This is a genomic window from Leptolyngbya cf. ectocarpi LEGE 11479 (genome assembly GCF_015207065.1).
GTDB lineage: Bacteria > Cyanobacteriota > Cyanobacteriia > Phormidesmidales > Phormidesmidaceae > Leptothoe > Leptothoe ectocarpi.
This window is the reverse complement of the sequence record NZ_JADEXP010000139.1, coordinates 1-15,224: the sequence shown is the minus strand read 5'-3', so window position 1 is coordinate 15,224 and position 15,224 is coordinate 1. Positions and strand designations below refer to the sequence as shown.

The 15,224-nt window shown below is 48.6% G+C and carries 18 protein-coding genes and 1 pseudogene; 9 read left to right on the top strand and 10 right to left on the bottom strand.

Annotated elements, in window-relative coordinates; genetic code table 11:
* The 8 genes and pseudogenes from cpeB to IQ260_RS15575 form a co-directional block, all read right to left on the bottom strand.
* Positions 1-154, bottom strand: a pseudogene (gene cpeB / locus IQ260_RS15610) (C-phycoerythrin subunit beta); the annotation flags it as partial.
* A gap of 167 nt (positions 155-321) precedes the next feature.
* Complete coding sequence (locus IQ260_RS15605) at positions 322-600, bottom strand: CpeR family transcriptional regulator (RefSeq protein ID WP_228016155.1); 279 nt, start codon at positions 598-600, stop codon at positions 322-324.
* 76 nt (positions 601-676) lie between these two features.
* Entirely contained in the window at positions 677-1,291 is a 615-nt protein-coding gene (locus IQ260_RS15600) for a chromophore lyase CpcT/CpeT (protein WP_193994030.1), read from the bottom strand.
* Between the two features lie 77 nt (positions 1,292-1,368).
* The gene (locus IQ260_RS15595; protein ID WP_193994029.1) at positions 1,369-1,896 is read right to left on the bottom strand and encodes a phycobiliprotein lyase; all 528 of its coding nucleotides are present in this window, start codon (positions 1,894-1,896) and stop codon (positions 1,369-1,371) included.
* 158 nt (positions 1,897-2,054) lie between these two features.
* The gene (locus tag IQ260_RS15590) at positions 2,055-2,810 is read right to left on the bottom strand and encodes a phycobilisome rod-core linker polypeptide (RefSeq protein WP_193994028.1); all 756 of its coding nucleotides are present in this window, start codon (positions 2,808-2,810) and stop codon (positions 2,055-2,057) included.
* A gap of 497 nt (positions 2,811-3,307) precedes the next feature.
* The gene (locus IQ260_RS15585) at positions 3,308-4,048 is read right to left on the bottom strand and encodes a phycobilisome rod-core linker polypeptide (RefSeq protein ID WP_193994027.1); all 741 of its coding nucleotides are present in this window, start codon (positions 4,046-4,048) and stop codon (positions 3,308-3,310) included.
* A gap of 107 nt (positions 4,049-4,155) precedes the next feature.
* The gene (locus tag IQ260_RS15580) at positions 4,156-5,016 is read right to left on the bottom strand and encodes a phycobilisome linker polypeptide (protein ID WP_193994026.1); all 861 of its coding nucleotides are present in this window, start codon (positions 5,014-5,016) and stop codon (positions 4,156-4,158) included.
* A 488-nt stretch (positions 5,017-5,504) separates the two neighbouring features.
* Entirely contained in the window at positions 5,505-6,080 is a 576-nt protein-coding gene (locus IQ260_RS15575; protein ID WP_193994025.1) for a globin family protein, read from the bottom strand.
* 152 nt (positions 6,081-6,232) lie between these two features.
* On the opposite strand from IQ260_RS15575, the gene IQ260_RS15570 reads away from it, so the two are divergent.
* Both IQ260_RS15570 and IQ260_RS15565 read left to right on the top strand, forming a co-directional pair.
* The gene (locus IQ260_RS15570; protein ID WP_193994024.1) at positions 6,233-6,892 is read left to right on the top strand and encodes a HEAT repeat domain-containing protein; all 660 of its coding nucleotides are present in this window, start codon (positions 6,233-6,235) and stop codon (positions 6,890-6,892) included.
* Positions 6,893-7,206: 314 nt separating this feature from the next.
* Positions 7,207-7,740 carry a phycobiliprotein lyase gene (locus IQ260_RS15565; RefSeq protein ID WP_193994023.1) on the top strand — a complete coding sequence of 178 codons (534 nt, stop codon included), beginning with the start codon at positions 7,207-7,209 and terminating at the stop codon, positions 7,738-7,740.
* Between the two features lie 50 nt (positions 7,741-7,790).
* Here the strand turns inward: IQ260_RS15565 and IQ260_RS15560 are convergent, their stop codons facing one another.
* Positions 7,791-8,639, bottom strand: a complete 849-nt coding sequence (locus IQ260_RS15560; protein ID WP_193994022.1) for a pentapeptide repeat-containing protein — start codon at positions 8,637-8,639, stop codon at positions 7,791-7,793.
* Between the two features lie 239 nt (positions 8,640-8,878).
* Here IQ260_RS15560 and IQ260_RS15555 point away from each other — a divergent pair, with 239 nt between their 5' ends.
* The 7 genes from IQ260_RS15555 to IQ260_RS15525 all read left to right on the top strand — a co-directional run bounded on the left by IQ260_RS15555 (position 8,879) and on the right by IQ260_RS15525 (position 14,506).
* The gene (locus IQ260_RS15555) at positions 8,879-9,469 is read left to right on the top strand and encodes a phycobiliprotein lyase (RefSeq protein WP_193994021.1); all 591 of its coding nucleotides are present in this window, start codon (positions 8,879-8,881) and stop codon (positions 9,467-9,469) included.
* Between the two features lie 116 nt (positions 9,470-9,585).
* Positions 9,586-10,314: a 15,16-dihydrobiliverdin:ferredoxin oxidoreductase gene (locus tag IQ260_RS15550; RefSeq protein WP_193994020.1), complete on the top strand. Its 729-nt coding sequence runs from the start codon at positions 9,586-9,588 to the stop codon at positions 10,312-10,314.
* Positions 10,315-10,380: 66 nt separating this feature from the next.
* Positions 10,381-11,124 carry a phycoerythrobilin:ferredoxin oxidoreductase gene (locus IQ260_RS15545; RefSeq protein ID WP_193994019.1) on the top strand — a complete coding sequence of 248 codons (744 nt, stop codon included), beginning with the start codon at positions 10,381-10,383 and terminating at the stop codon, positions 11,122-11,124.
* Between the two features lie 598 nt (positions 11,125-11,722).
* A complete protein-coding gene (locus IQ260_RS15540) occupies positions 11,723-12,241 on the top strand; it encodes a phycocyanin subunit beta (RefSeq protein ID WP_193994018.1) in 519 nt (172 codons plus the stop codon).
* Between the two features lie 117 nt (positions 12,242-12,358).
* Entirely contained in the window at positions 12,359-12,847 is a 489-nt protein-coding gene (gene cpcA, locus IQ260_RS15535; protein ID WP_193994017.1) for a phycocyanin subunit alpha, read from the top strand.
* Between the two features lie 172 nt (positions 12,848-13,019).
* Positions 13,020-13,853 carry a HEAT repeat domain-containing protein gene (locus IQ260_RS15530; protein WP_193994016.1) on the top strand — a complete coding sequence of 278 codons (834 nt, stop codon included), beginning with the start codon at positions 13,020-13,022 and terminating at the stop codon, positions 13,851-13,853.
* Positions 13,853-14,506, top strand: a complete 654-nt coding sequence (locus tag IQ260_RS15525) for a HEAT repeat domain-containing protein (protein ID WP_193994015.1) — start codon at positions 13,853-13,855, stop codon at positions 14,504-14,506. Before IQ260_RS15530 ends, IQ260_RS15525 begins: the two co-directional genes overlap by 1 nt.
* Positions 14,507-14,528: 22 nt before the next feature.
* Here the strand turns inward: IQ260_RS15525 and cysC are convergent, their stop codons facing one another.
* The gene (gene cysC / locus IQ260_RS15520) at positions 14,529-15,071 is read right to left on the bottom strand and encodes an adenylyl-sulfate kinase (RefSeq protein WP_193994014.1); all 543 of its coding nucleotides are present in this window, start codon (positions 15,069-15,071) and stop codon (positions 14,529-14,531) included.
* Positions 15,072-15,224 lie beyond the last annotated feature (153 nt).

Genomic DNA, 15,224 nt, shown 5'->3' with positions numbered 1-15,224 from the left:
CAGATACCATGCAGCTAGCGTTTGATGCAATGGCGTTTACTGCATCTAGACGACGGTTGCCGCTGGCAACAAATGCCTTCAGGTCTGCTAGGTCGCCGACAGCAGCAGTACTAGCATCAGCGGATACAACCGCTCTAGAAAAAGCGTCAAGCATTGAGAGCTCTCCTTGTTTTGTTAAAAACTTTTCATAGTGACAACAAACTCACTGTGTTTGTTTTAGTCACCATAGAGACAATAAAGAATTGCGGTTACCACTGTCTCAATTAATGAAAAGAAAGCAATATTCCGTTACAAAGACCACAGTTTGCTAATTTTCAGACCCTATATCCGTTCATCAAAACGGGTGTGAAAGCTGCCGTACTTAATCCAATACTGTTGCAAATCGTGGTGGGGGGTGTGGAGACTGGCCTTGGCTTGATACAACACCACGCGTCGATGCTGACCAATCCAGATTTTCTTAACAGGATTGACGCAAATCAAGGTGCCGCCCAAGGCTGTAAGACAGTCTTGGAACTTTTCTACCGTTGAATATTCAACGGTTTCAAACACAAAGAAGTTACCCGAGCGAATCAGATGACGGCTGCGGATCCACGCTTTCATTTTTTTTTGGGCTTGGGGAGGGAGCATGGAAATCTGAACCGCGTTACAGTCTGTGTCAAGGTCTGCTTCACGCTCTTTATATAGGTAATTCATGTTCGAAACTGGTACGCTTGCGGAACTGCAAAATTCCTTCTGTTGACCCCCATACATACTCGTCGGTCTCAACATCCATTCCCTGATCAATGCTCATCCAGGTGCTTGCAGTAATTTCCACATGGCTGGTGAGATAGGTGACTTTACCTTGTTTGGGGATAATGCAGGCCTTACCCGGTTCTACGCTACCAACAAACATATCCCCCGCGCGCTTAAACACCATTGAGCAGCCTTGACGACGCTCAATGCAATCAGGAGTAATGGTTTTCAGAATATCTATGTTATGACCCGCTCCGGCGTACAGTAGCCGATCTTTGATCCCATAATTTTCAATATAGATGCGATCACCCTTGTCAACAAGACGATGAATACCCTGACGATAGGGCATCCACAGATCATAATCCTGAGTTTGTTCAGAATACAGCCCTACCCCTGAGAAAAAGTCATAGGGTAATGGGCGAAAGAAAATGCGAATGTGGGCGAATTTCGTGGGTGCATCAAAGGCTTGCTGTTGATTACTAAAGTCCCCAGACATCCAACGGGCAAGGGTTATAAAATCCTGAGAATAGGAGACGTCGGTATTACTAGAAAGCACCATTGCTTAAATAAATATTCCAGTTTTCAATATGGATCCATTATAAAAATTAGGGCACCTTGCTTTCTTAGATCGCTAGCTTACGAGCTAGCACTACGCCGCACCTCGGAAGAAAAGCTAGCAGTCGTTACCCCTTTACCGCTACTGGTTTTAATCAATGAAACTCGAAACCGTAAGTTGGGAGTAGCAAACCAAATTTTCTCCTCAGCTGCGGCTCGCTCATAAGCAGTTGTCAGAATAAATGTCCCATCATCCGTCAGGGTATAGGTCCCCATTGACTCCATGGTCTCCGCATAACCCTGTTCGCGCAGGAGCTTGCCAGTCATGGCACCTGTGGGTACAGGCACCAAGATTGTAGATCCTTCGATCACCTGCTCCTCATCCCAATCGGACTCACCTTTCCAACTCATCCTAAACGGACTCACAATTGAATCAGGAGAAACTTCATAACGCTGACAAAGCTCTAACACCCCAGGGGCATCCACACTCATCGATTCGATGTTAATCGTAGAAAGAACTTCTTCAAAGTGTGCAAACGCTAAGTGATGGGCACTACGCTGAGAGCGCCATTCTCCCAGCGAGCGCTCGACAAAGGTTTCAATATCCATTGAGGTTAAACTAAAGTCTTAATCAGCCTATTATTGTATCTCTCTATCTCTTTAGGTAACCCTGAAAGGATGCCAATCAACCAAAAGCCTTCAGGAAACGGTATGCAGATCTACCTGTCCCTGAAGGCTTTACCCATATCAAGACCTAGGGCAAGAAACTACACCTCTGCGATGGTAACAATTTTGGCACCAGAGCGCTGCATAGCCTGAATACGGTTGGATAACTGACCGTAGCCAACCTCCACACTATAGTTACTCTTAGTAACTCGACTACCAAAGTTCGCCTTAGACGCTACGATGCGGAAACGCTTACCCGTATTGCTGTAAGCGCCTGAACCAGTGGCTGGTGATTTGATTTTGGTGCCCAAGTTACCGGCTACATCACTGATCAACTTGGCAGAGGCACCCGTATCGTTGGCCGCATAGCCCCGATCAAGTGCAAACAAACGATTAAACGCGACATTCTTGATACCCGTCTGGGTGCTAGCACCACAGGCATAGGGAACAACGTTTTCACCAAAAGCTGCGAGATACTCATCACTTCCTAAATAGGAATCGATTTCAGCGTCATAGCCAGCCGCATTGTAGGTCTGCACGTGGGCAGAAATTTCTGATTGATCCTGGGGAGCACGGCCCAGTAAATGCTTAAAGTTCAGCTCAATAAAGCGGTAAGGAGAGGAGTTTTCAAAGAAGCGAGCCTTGTAGAGATCCGATGTGGCCACAGACCGGACGAAGCCTCTCACAGTGATCTCACCATTTCTTAACATGGACTCTGCACTCGTGAGTAGCTGGCTCTCCAACACATGGGCATTACCCAAAACTTGCTTATAGACCGCACGAATGACAACCTGCAAGTCTTCTTCGGTGGCGTTGGGACGCAATTCAACCGCAGCATCATTGATCCATAGTGACATAACCGTTTCTCCTAAATAATAGTGATGATTAACTGACCAGTACGAAGGTGTTCTCCGAAACTTAGAGTCGAGTTTACTAAAGGCTCACCGTTCAAACTAACCTCGTAAGCAGGGCTAGATGACGGATGGCAGACTAATCGCAGAAGCATCAAAAAGAATTTTCCAGACCAACAGAGTCAGCTATCTATCTCGATCTGAGCACGACTACGATTCTTGAAGCTGACACTCAGCAACAGTGCCTTATTTAGACAGATATCGGATTTCGAGAGTAAAATGAGAGCAACTTTAAACTTCTTAACAATGAAAGCTATTACATCCGCAGTCAGAGAGTAAAGCAAGCTACTATTCGAACTAAAAGTGCCGTCATATAGACGTTTTAGGCATCTCTCGAAGGATGCACAATGCAATTTTAGTTTTCTATAGGTAACAACTTTAAACCTACGAAATAGGCCATCTTGACAAACAAGATGGCCAATCAAGTCTAAGTTATTTAAAACCTAAACAATCTCAGTGATGCTAACAATCTTGGCACCCGTGCGGTGAATACGCTGAATCTGGGGCGTCATTTTGTCAGCTGATACGATGTATTCGTTCATGCTGACACGACGGGGCGCATCAAATTTAGCGGCTGTGGTCTTAATCTTGAAGCGCTTAGTAGTCCCTGAATTTAGGTTAGTTGCTGCACGCTTAACTTTATTACCCTTCTCAGCACCAGCTACCTGAGACACGAGCTGAGCTGACTTCACCGCACTGCTAACCTGAGCAGGACCGCGATCAAGAGCAAAAATACGGTTGTAGCTTACCTGAGATTGACCCACCTGAGTAACGCTAGCATTGTAGAATGGCACAACATTCTCACCAAAGCGAGCCTGGTATTCATCACTGTCAATGTAGGAATCAATTTCAGCATCGTAGCCTTCTTCCACACAGCGACGAATATGCTCGGACAGCTCAGCCTGACTCTCAGGAGCACGCCCTAAGAAATGCATGAAGTTAAGCTCTACAAATCGGTAAGGAGCACATTTTTCAAAATAGCGACTGCGATAAAAATCAGATTTACCGACAGCACGCACAAAGTCACGCACGGAAAGACTGCCATCACACAGCTGAGATTCAGCAGTAACTAGACGCTCACTATCCATGACATGGGGGTTACCCAAAACATGACGGTAAACAGCATTAATCACAGCTTGTTTATCTGTGCTGCTGCTAACAGGCCACAACTCAAACGTTGTCATCGGAAATCTCCTACTGATAATTATTAAACAGTCTCAACAAACAGCTATTAAATAACCAGCTAGAGTAAGCACATAGCTGTGAAACACCCTAGCTGGTTAGGTCTTACCTAGGAAACAGGAGTAATACTGGCAATTACGCCACCCTGCTTATGAATGCGCTGATACTCTTGGGAGAGCTTGTCAAAGGGAACCATGTACACCTTATTGGCGCGGCGGAACTTGGATACACGATTGACAGCGTTAGAGCGATAGCTGGTAACTTCAACCCGATAGATCTTGCCGTTAGCACCCGCACCAACGCCGTGGCGAGAGCGAGAGGAGTCGTCGGGAGTCTGGAAGGCTCCTCCAGCAGATGACGGTGATACAACAGGAGTCGGTATCGCATTGATCACCAATGAGTTTAGACGAGGTTTCTTCCCGTTGATGCTGCCTTTTAGGGAGCTACTGGAAGCACCGCGCACCAATTCAAAGGTGTGGGTAAACCCGACCATATTGCTAGCTTCAGTCTTGTAACCACGAATGTAGGGTACAAAGTCTTGACCGAAGACAGTTTGATACTCGTCACTATCGACGTAAGAATCGATCTCAGCTTCAAAGCCTTCGGTGTCAAGGATGGCACTGTGGGCCTTCATCTCTGCGAAGCTATTGGGAGCTCGACCTAGCAGATGTCGAAAGTTGAGTTCAATATTGCGGTACCGAGGGCAGCTCTCAAAAAAGCGAGCACGGTACATATCTGATTTAGCGACTGCACGAACAAAATCACGTACGGTCAGCTCGCCGCGCTTAAACTGGGATTCGGGCACCGCTAGGCGCTCGCTCTCCATCACATAAGCGTTACCTAAAACCTGTCTGTAGACGGCTTTGATAATAGACTCGAGGCCCTCACTATCAAGGCCAGGAACCCACTCGACTGGAGGGGTCTCGTCGAAAAGGCTCACGCCCAATCGTGAAGCTGGTCCAAAAGCCATTAATGCTATCTCCTAGACGACAACAATGGTCTAAATAATTTATCTCGGAATGTTAAGAAGCTTAGGGGTGACTCTGCCCTTAAAGCAGTACTGAACCCCTTGCAAAATCGCTAAGATCGCAGGCTGAACCCGCCAAACTAGCGTAGGAAGCTCAGATTAAGTCGTACCGAAACTGGGCATAAACACTCACTAGGTAACATCTTCGTATATAAGAGTGGCTTCTAATCATCAAGAATTATAAACTGCACGAAATTTGCACAGAATGCTATTGCTGGAGTCAGTGGAACGTTTTTTTAAATCTACTGATAAGTGCATCAAACCCTTATTGAAAGGCTACTTCACCTTCCGGTTGCCAAGCAATAGCAAACGTCCCCAATTACCTCTGAATCTTTTTGCTAAAGATACAAAAGTACACAACTCTCAGTAAAAAATGAGACGAATGAGGTTAAACCCCAAGGGTTGGGAATGGCGAATCGCTTAAGACAGGCTCAATCAGTCGCATGAAACTGACTCAGCGCCTGAATCAAATGGTCAAAATAGGGGGTGACATGGTCATCGTCAAAGGCTAAATCTAGCTGGGTAAGCTGTTGCTTGCTAGCCATTTTGAGGGCGCTCAGCCCATACACCATGGCATCTAGGGGTACGTGTAGCTCATGGTAAAGCTGCTCCATGTAAGTCAAGCCAGTGGCGCTAGTGTAATCAGTCCGCTGAGCCGCAATGCCATAGGTGGTACAGCGTAAAAAATGCCAAAAATCTCGCCAGCAGGCTTCGGCTCGCACGGCGGGGTACAGCCCTCCCCCAGGCTCGGTAATGCCTGGAAATTGCACTAGGAGCTGGGCCCGAGCGCCATCGACAATAACGCTGGCGTGATTCCGTAGAGCACGGGCTATTGTCCCGCCAGCCATAGTCTCTAGCACAGCATCATCCAGGTAGCAGCGTTCATCGTCAGCGGTTTGTAAAGCTGCGATCGCATCCGCTCCAAACTGGTCCTGCCAGCCCTCAAAGCTGACAATTCGCGCTTTCAAAATTAACTCTTTGACCCGAGGACTAAGGGGCGACACCATAATTATTCCTACGCTTTCTCATTATCTTTGCAAAATGTTACAATTAAGATAGAAATCGTTGATCAAAACCGACCTAAAAGTAAAGCTTTGTAAATGAGCCGATACCGTTCGGTTTATTCAACCCGATTCACATATCCTGACTCACACATTCTATGGAACTCTCCGATATCAAACATGTCCTTGAGCACTCCGATTCTCAAGAGCGACTGAAGGGGATCGTAGCCCTTAAAGATTATGACGCCGACATCGCCAGCCCGCTACTGCTGGGCAAAACAAACGATGCTGCTTTTTTAGTACGTTCCTTTGTAGCCATGGGTCTGGGCCGTAAGCGCAGCGATGCTGGGTTTGCAGCCTTGCTGAACATGATGAATACAGATCCAGATAATAACGTGCAGGCAGAGGCGGCCAACTCCTTAGCTATGTATGGTGACACCGCCACGTTGCACCTAGTTAACACCTTCCACGCCAATCACCACTGGCTGGTGCGGCGGAGCATTTTGGCCGCCATGATCGACCTCAATAGCCCGGTCCATATGCTTGACATTTGCCTAACTGCCATTAAGGACACCGATTTAACCCTGATTAATGCGGGTGTAGATCATCTCAGCACCCTGGCAAAAACCGACCAGGCCGAGGCTGCACTGGCTGCAATTTTGTCCCTCAAAACGGCAGAAAACTGGTACACGCGCATGCATGTAGCCTATGCCCTCAAATGCTTTAATGCACCAGCGGCGAAAGACGCCTCACTAGAGCTGCGTCAGGATCAGCACCATAAAGTGGTGGCCGCAGCCCTGGAAGGTTTGGTAAATTGAAGGTTAGTGCGGAGAATCACACCACTGGCCTGTAGCTATATCCCAGGGCCATACGCTTTGTGATTTGTTAGATTGAGTGGCCTTGAACAAGAACTGTAGAGACGGCTACAGCTTCAAACTGAAAGTGCTGTTAGATTCCCCTTCAGCAGGAGACTGATTGGGTCAACCTGAGGCAGCTCAAGGTCGATGTCCCTTTACTAAGGCTTTATTGCCGTTTCCAGGGATTTTCGCTACCTTGAATGTAAATAAATATAAATTTGTTTCGTCATAGCTTGCATTCAGGTGCGTCGCTTAAACTTAAGGTCCTAGATTCTATGTCATTATCTGTGATTACTACCTCCGCCAACCCCCTAGAAACCCTGGCTATCCGTTTTTTTAAGCAGTCGGCTGGCGCCTGGACATCCCAGCGCCGTTACTACACCCTCAAAAATGGTGAAGCCCAGGAGGTTGTGAGTGCTCTAGAAGTCGAGTTTTTAGAACCTGAGCATCCTGCTCTCAAAGAGTTAGCAGCTATGCATGGTCTGGACCGGGCACTGGTGTGCGGCGCAAAATCCTCATGGGAAAGTAACTACCTGAGCCCCAGTCGAAAACAGGCTACTGGCTCTACGATTTTTGGTATTCAAGGTGACATCCTCTATCGCGACCGAGGGTTTGCCACCCCAAAACCCGTTGTGGCCACCTATCAATTTCGCGATCGCAACACCATGCAGCTGCACACCGAATACAGCGGCTCTGCCTTTGATGAGGAACTCAAGCTGGTCGGCGACAGCTACCGCACCCGCCAAACCATTATTTCGCGGGCCGGTCAAGAAATAATGATCGGTCAGTACTTAGAGACACGGGCCTAACCAGTGCGGGCCACTGAGACTAAACACCTTGTCGCTGAGGGGGGACGACTTTACTGCTTATCCTGCTCTAGCTCTAAGCTCCGGCGGGTTGTGTTACGGGTCAGGCCGTTCCATACATCCAGTTCACTGGTGGGGTGCCTCAAAAGTTGCCCTCTGGACGTTGGGGTAAGTCCCTGGGCCATTGTAAAGTCGGCTCCGGCAATGCTGCCTACCATCTCAAAGTCCACACCCGTTAGATCGCTAGCCCGCAGATCGGCTTTTTGAAACTCAGTCCCGCTGACTCGGGCATGGCGGAGACTGGCCCCTGTGAGAAAAGCCTTCTGCAGGTTAGCGCCGCTCAAACTGGCATCATCCAGGAGTGCCCCAGTTAGGTTGGCACCACTGAGGTAAGCCCCCAAAAGCTTAGCTCCCCGCAAATCAGCCCCCCGCAAATCAGCCGTATTTAAAAACGCTCCATTCAGTACAGCTCCTGGTCCTACCGCCCCAGAAATTTTGTGCCGAAAGCCTTCTGGCCACTGGGTCTGATCATCGTAGAGAGCAATGTTTAATTGAGCCTGATCCAACCCGGCACCGCTCAAGTTAGCACCCCGTAGATCTGCTCGATGAATAAATGCACCGGTTAGATCAGCGCCGCTTAGATCCGCATCCGTGAGATTCACTCCCCGCAGATCAGCCTGCTGCAGCTCAGCCTTGTGCAGGGTAGCGCCTGACAGGTTAGCGCCAATCAGAGTAACTCCCTGGAGACAGCTACCGGCCAGATTTGCCGCCGATAAATTTACCCGATACAAATCAAACCCGCGCAAATCTTTATCAGTGAGAGCAGCCCCTGCCAAATCTCGCTGGACCGATAAGCGCTCTAGCAAAGACGCATCTAAGCTTGGAGTTTCGAGATGGCTCATAGATAGCTAAACTTTGTAGAAGATAGAGGTGAACATTGCTGAGCCTCGGGATCAATCCTCGATATACCTCGATATAAATTAATCTGTGAGGTGCTGACAAATTAGCCCCATGACAGAAAGGTTCAGCCCAAAAATCAGCAACGGTGAAGAGAATTACAAAGATGTTCTTCAAGGCCAGTGTAACAGTGCCCCTGAACACCCTTCTTAGCAAAATGTTTATTTAACACGGACGGTATCCTATGCCATTTCAGACTCCTATGACCATGATGGATTTCTTTCGCAAAAGTGAAGGCATCTGGTTTATTCAGCGGGCCGTACATCACTTTGATTCGGTAGCCGATGAATCGGGAGAGTCTAACTTGATTGTGGATGTTATCGAAGCTCAAGATCCACGCATCATAGAAATTTGTAAGAGTCAAGGAGTAGAACCGAGTAAAGCCGCAGGGGCAGCCCAGTTTTCTTGGCAGTCCAACACTAAAGAGTTTACCTATGACTCTAAATACGCGGCTATTTTGGTCGATATTCCCAACAACGAGAGCGGCCGCGCTGGTCAGCTCCTGCGGGATCGGGGCTATGTGGAAAATATGCCAGTGGTGGGGCGCTATGGCTTTGCCGATGATGGTGTCCTGACCATCGACAATGAATATGACAAAAATCAGGGCCAAGAACGGTGTTGGTTTCTCTCCGATGACTTTCGCGTGCGGGTGAGCACCGCCCGCCTTGCCAACGGCATCAATCTCATGACCTACTGCTCAGAGCGACGCTTTGTCACCCAGAATGACCTCGCCGCAATGGTCCAAAGAAATGCGGCTCGACTGCCTACGGTATGATGTAACGGAATGTGTCTTTGTCTCTAATAAACAGGACACAGCTCTTAGATATCTCCTATGCTGCCAGTGGCAGAGGGTATCTGTCGTAACCGTTATCAATTATCAGGCGCAGACAAATGTACCGCCCTTTCCTAGAGCATTTAGAAACCTCTTTAAAAGAGAAATTTGAACTTCAACCGCGAGACATTCCGAAAGGCTTGGAATGTCAAATCAGCGAGCGCGGACGGCACCCAGCTTCGATTCAAAGTTGGTGCTATCAGTCACCCGAGCTTCGCAAGATTCGCTATACCTACATTGATGCCGGTAAGGGGGCCCAAATATTTAACAGTGTCCTTTATCCCAGTCATTGTTACGATGTGCCCCTATTAGGAATTGACTTTTTGTCTTTTGGCAAAGTCAAAAATTTAATTGTTCTTGATTTTCAGCCTTTGTTTCAGGATGAAGCCTACGAAGCCAAGTATTTGATGCCGCTCAAAGAGCTACGGGACAACTATGCCGAGCTGGCCCAAGGGCTAGAAATGAAATTCTATGATGCTAATCAATACTTTTCAAAGTATTTGTTGTTTGCCAAGACAGACACTGAAACCGTATCCACTCGGGTTTTGGCCGCGTTTAAAGACTATCTAGACCTCTACTGGAAGATCCTTGCTGAAGCAACTCCGCTTACCACGGAGCAGGAAATCGCACGGGTTAGAAAAGCTCAGATTGATTACGATCAGTACAGTGCTGAGCGCGATCCGGCCCACGGGCTATTCAGCAGCTATTTTGGGTCGGAGTGGGCCGATCGTTTTCTCTACGAGTTTTTGTTTGAGGATGCAGCTCCACTCGCTGTTCAGGCTCATTAGTCGTAGGCTGCGCCCATACTGATGTCGTAGGGTAGTCTTCGGGGCTACCCCCTTACTGTTATTTCCATGACCCTATACCAACCGTTTTTAGACTATGCGATCGCAACTCTCCAAGATCGCTTAGCGCTTTCCCCATACCCAATTCCAGCTGGCTTTGAGAGCAACACCGCCACCACGGGCAAGGGCAAGCGTACCGTGACCGTACACACCACCAGTCATGGCTACTGCTCCCCGAAGCTCAGACAGATTCGGGCGGCCCATGTGCAAGCAGGTGACAGTTTGCAGGTGCTCAACTTTGTGATCTTCCCCCGGTTAGAGTACGACCTACCTTTTTTTGGCGGAGACTTGGTGACATTGCCTGGCGGTCACCTCATCGCTATTGATATGCAGCCACTTTTTCGCGATAGCCCTGACTATCAGGCCCGCTATAGCCAGCCGATTATGCCCATGTTCGAGCGCTATCAGCAGCATCTACCCTGGGGCGGCGATTTTCCAGAAGAAGCCCAGCCTTTCTTTTCTCCCGCTTTTTTGTGGACTCGCCCCGCTCAGACAGAGGCGGTCACCACCCACGTGTTCGATGCGTTTAAAGACTATCTGAATGCCTACCTAGACTTTGTAGAGCAAGCCCAGCCAGTGACCGATCCAGCCCAGCTCAAAGCCATTGAAGCCGCCCAGCTGAGCTATATCCGATATCGAGCTGAGAAAGACCCAGCCCGAGGCATGCTAACCCGCTATTACGGTGCCGAGTGGACTGAAGAATATATCCATGGCTTCTTGTTCGATTTAGAACGCCACCTGCAAATTGCTTAATCCTACCCTTACCATTCAGAGTCCCTAACCATTTTTTTCGGCAGATATTTCCGGCAAATGCTTCCGGTAAATACTGAGAAGACAGCGAGAAATGTAACGATATAATTCTCTCAATTTTCTTTGGCTTTTCTACTTGACAGAAGGGTGAAGTCATGAGCTGTAAGGGATTGACCTGCCAGACGCAGATTCATGAATGCAGCTAGTCAAATTAGCGTATTTTTATCCGTCTTGTCTGTTAGCAAATCCTTACACCCCTTATAATTCGTAATATATTGCGACCCCACCGCAGTATATAAAATAGACTGATGGCTCTTGATAGACAGACTTGTAGCTGTTTTTCACAGACGTCCCAGAGCATCTATTGCTTAAGGTGAAGTTTCTTTAACTTTGTTAGATTCGTCCCCTATTCGCTTTAATCTTCAAATTGGGGAGAGCGAAGTTTGCTGAGATGATTAATGGCTTCTGTGAAAGATGTTTCAGGTTGTCTGCATTCGTCCATCTCTTTATGAAACTGTTTTTTGATACAGTTACTTGACGGGTTCTCGTCCCCACTTTTTGGAAACTTACTTCGACGAATCAAATTTAGGAGAGTCAATCTATGTTTGATGCGTTTGCTAAGGTCGTCTCCCAGGCTGATGCAAGAGGCGAATATCTCAGCAGTGCTCAATTGGACGCTTTGTCAGCAATGGTTGCTGACAGCAATAAGCGTATGGATGCGGTCAACCGTATCACTAGTAATGCGTCCGCTATCGTAACTAACGCCGCTCGTGCCCTGTTTGCCGAGCAGCCCTCGCTAATCGCTCCCGGTGGTAACGCTTATACTAGCCGTCGGAACGCTGCTTGCTTGCGCGATATGGAAATCATCTTGCGCTATGTAACATATGCCACGTTCGCTGGCGATGCTAGCGTACTTGAAGATCGTTGCTTGAACGGTCTGCGTGAGACCTATCTTGCGCTTGGTACTCCCGGTGCTTCGGTTGCCGTTGGCGTTCAAAAAATGAAGGAAGCTGCTATTGCAATCGCTAACGATCGCAACGGCATCACTTCTGGTGACTGCAGCAGTCTCATGTCTGAGATTGGTGGTTACTTTGATCGTGCAGCTTCAGCTGTTGGCTAAGTTAACTTTCTAAGTAGTCCTTAGTAAGTTGGTATTTGGCAGAAAAAGAGAGTTCTCTAATCATCTACTTCTTTTTCTGTCCGTCTATTTTAGAAACTTTGGGAGATATCTCAAGCAATGAAAACCCCTCTGACTGAAGCAGTATCAACTGCTGATTCGCAAGGTCGTTTCCTGAGCTCCACTGAAATTCAGTCTGCCTTTGGTCGTTTCCGTCAAGCAAGTGCTGGCATCGAAGCTGCTAATGCTCTGACTGGAAAGGCTGACAGCCTGTGCTCTGGTGCTGCTCAAGCGGTCTACAACAAGTTTCCTTTCACCACCAATACTCCTGGCCCCAACTATGCGGCCGATCAGCGTGGTAAAGATAAGTGCGTTCGTGACATTGGTTACTACCTACGCATGGTTACCTACTGCCTGATTGTAGGCGGTACTGGTCCTATGGATGAGTACTTGATTGCTGGCCTAGATGAGATCAACCGTTCCTACGAGTTGTCTCCTAGCTGGTACATTGAAGCGCTGAAGTACATCAAGGCTAACCACGGTTTGAGTGGTGACCCTGCTACTGAAGCTAACTCCTACTTGGATTACGCTATCAATACTCTAAGCTAATTGAAACTGTAGCCCTGCAGCTTACTGTGGTGGTTGAGTATCAATTTCTATCCCAGAGGTGTTTGCGATCGCTAATTGGCGTTTGCTTCTATCTCTGGGATTTTTAATACTGAAGCTCGTGTACTGAGGCTCGTGTTTTTAAGGCCCGTGGTTTAAATTTTTGAGGTGATTTGTGAGTGGTGTTCCCCACAACCCAGACGGTCAGCCGCTAACCCTTGACCAAGCGTTTGTAAATATTAACCAGACCGCCGATCCAGGGTTGCGCTACTATGCGGCCTGGTGGCTGGGTAAGATGCGGGTGCGTCAGCCAGAAGCCATAGACGCGCTGCTCTTGGCCTTAGAAGATAAAACCGATCGATCGCCAGACGGTGGGTATCCCCTACGCCGCAATGTGGCTCGGGCTCTGGGTAAAATTGGTCAAGGCTATGAGCGGGTGGTGCCTGCTCTGTTAGCCTGTCTCCGCTGCGATGATTATTATGTGCGCGAAACGGCAGCCCAATCTCTTGAAAGTTTAGGTGATACGGCTGCTGTGCCCGACCTTGTTGCTTTGCTCGATGGAGGAGTGGCGGTAGCCGTCCAGGTGGAGGACAAACCTCACTTGGTCCAGCCTTACAATGCCATTTTGGAGGCATTGGGCACTTTGGGAAATGCGGATTTAGCCACGACTATCGCACCGTTTTTAGAGCATGATGTTCCCCAGGTGCGTAATGCAGCGGCTCGGGCCATGTATCAGCTCACAGGAAAAGCTGAGTATGCCGAACGCTTGGTTAAAGCATTGGACCATGAACAGCTACAGCTGCGACGGGCGGCCTTGATGGATCTAGGTGCGGTGGGTTATTTAGCGGGAGCCGATGCGATCGCAAATACGCTGGCAGAAAACAGCATGAAGCTGATTGCCCTAAAAGGTGTACTAGAACGACAGCTTGAACCGAGTCAACCCTCTGGCTCAGCCTCCCTCTCTGACGATAGCCGTCGAGTCATGACCTTAATGGATAGTTTGTTGTGATGGCGTCCTCATCTCTAAATCCTCCCAAAGCCCTCAAAACTTTTGAAACCTGTCTGCAAGCAGTTAACGACGCAGATTCTGCCCAGGGCTTACTAGATGCGGTGGAAGACTTAGCCGCCCTCAACGATCAGCGCTCTATTCCCACACTGATTCAAGTACTGGGATTTAATAATCCAGGGGCGGCGGTGGCCGCTGTAGAAGGTCTGGTTCAAATTGGGATTCCGTCGGTATCTCCCCTATTGGAGAAACTGGATGGCTATAACTATGGCGCCCGAGCCTGGGCCATTCGGGCATTGGCTGGCATTGGCGACCCCAGAGGGCAATCCCTACTGCTCGAAGCCGCCAACGACTTTTCCCTCAGCGTCCGGCGGGCAGCAGCCCGAGGGTTGGGCACCATTCGCTGGAACAAAGTCAGTGACCACGAGCGCCCAGAAGCCATGCTGCGATCGCAGGCCGTGCTCCTACAGGCTACTGGGGACGAAGAATGGGTGGTACGATATGCCGCTGTCGTCGGGTTAGAGGCTCTGGCAATGCAGATAGCCCAAACCGATCTCATTATTAGTGGCCTGCAACAGCTGCGGCATCAAGATGACACCCCAGCTGTGCAAGCGAGAGCCCAATGGGCTCTAGAAAAACTCAGCGAGAAGCTTTGAACCTCCCAGAGTGTGTTGAGTATTAAACAACCGCAGGCGATAAATAGCCCAGCTCTTCCAGCTTGGCCATCACCTTATTGACCGACTCATCAACTGTCTCATTGGCAGTTTCACAGCTAACCTCAGGGGTGAGGGGCTCTTCGTAGGGGTCGCTAATGCCGGTAAAATTCTTGATTTCACCAGAGCGGGCCTTTTTATAGAGACCTTTAACATCACGCTCTTCACACACTTCAAGCGGAGTGTTGGCATACACTTCCACAAAGTCGCCAATGCGCTGACGCACCTGATCGCGCACATCGCGATAGGGAGAGATGGCCGAAACCAGAACAATCACACCGTTGCGAGTCAGCAAATGGGAAACGAACCCAATCCTGCGAACATTCTCGTCGCGATCTTCTTTACTGAACCCCAATCCTTTAGTGAGGTTGGTCCGTACAATATCACCGTCGAGAACTTCAAGTTTGGCACCCGCTGCCCGCAGCTTTTTCTCTAGAGCTTGGCTAATAGTTGTTTTTCCCGAACCACTCAAACCGGTAAACCAAACAGTTACGCCACGATGCTGCATAAAAAAACTCCTAAAAACTTTATCTGAGTGCTATCTAAACCAGGTCCCGGCTAGTATCCGGGATTTCATACAGGGAAAAACGTTCGAACACAGGTCGTATTCTTCCAATTAGTAGTATACGTTACTAATCTTCATAACCCGGTGATCAAAGCC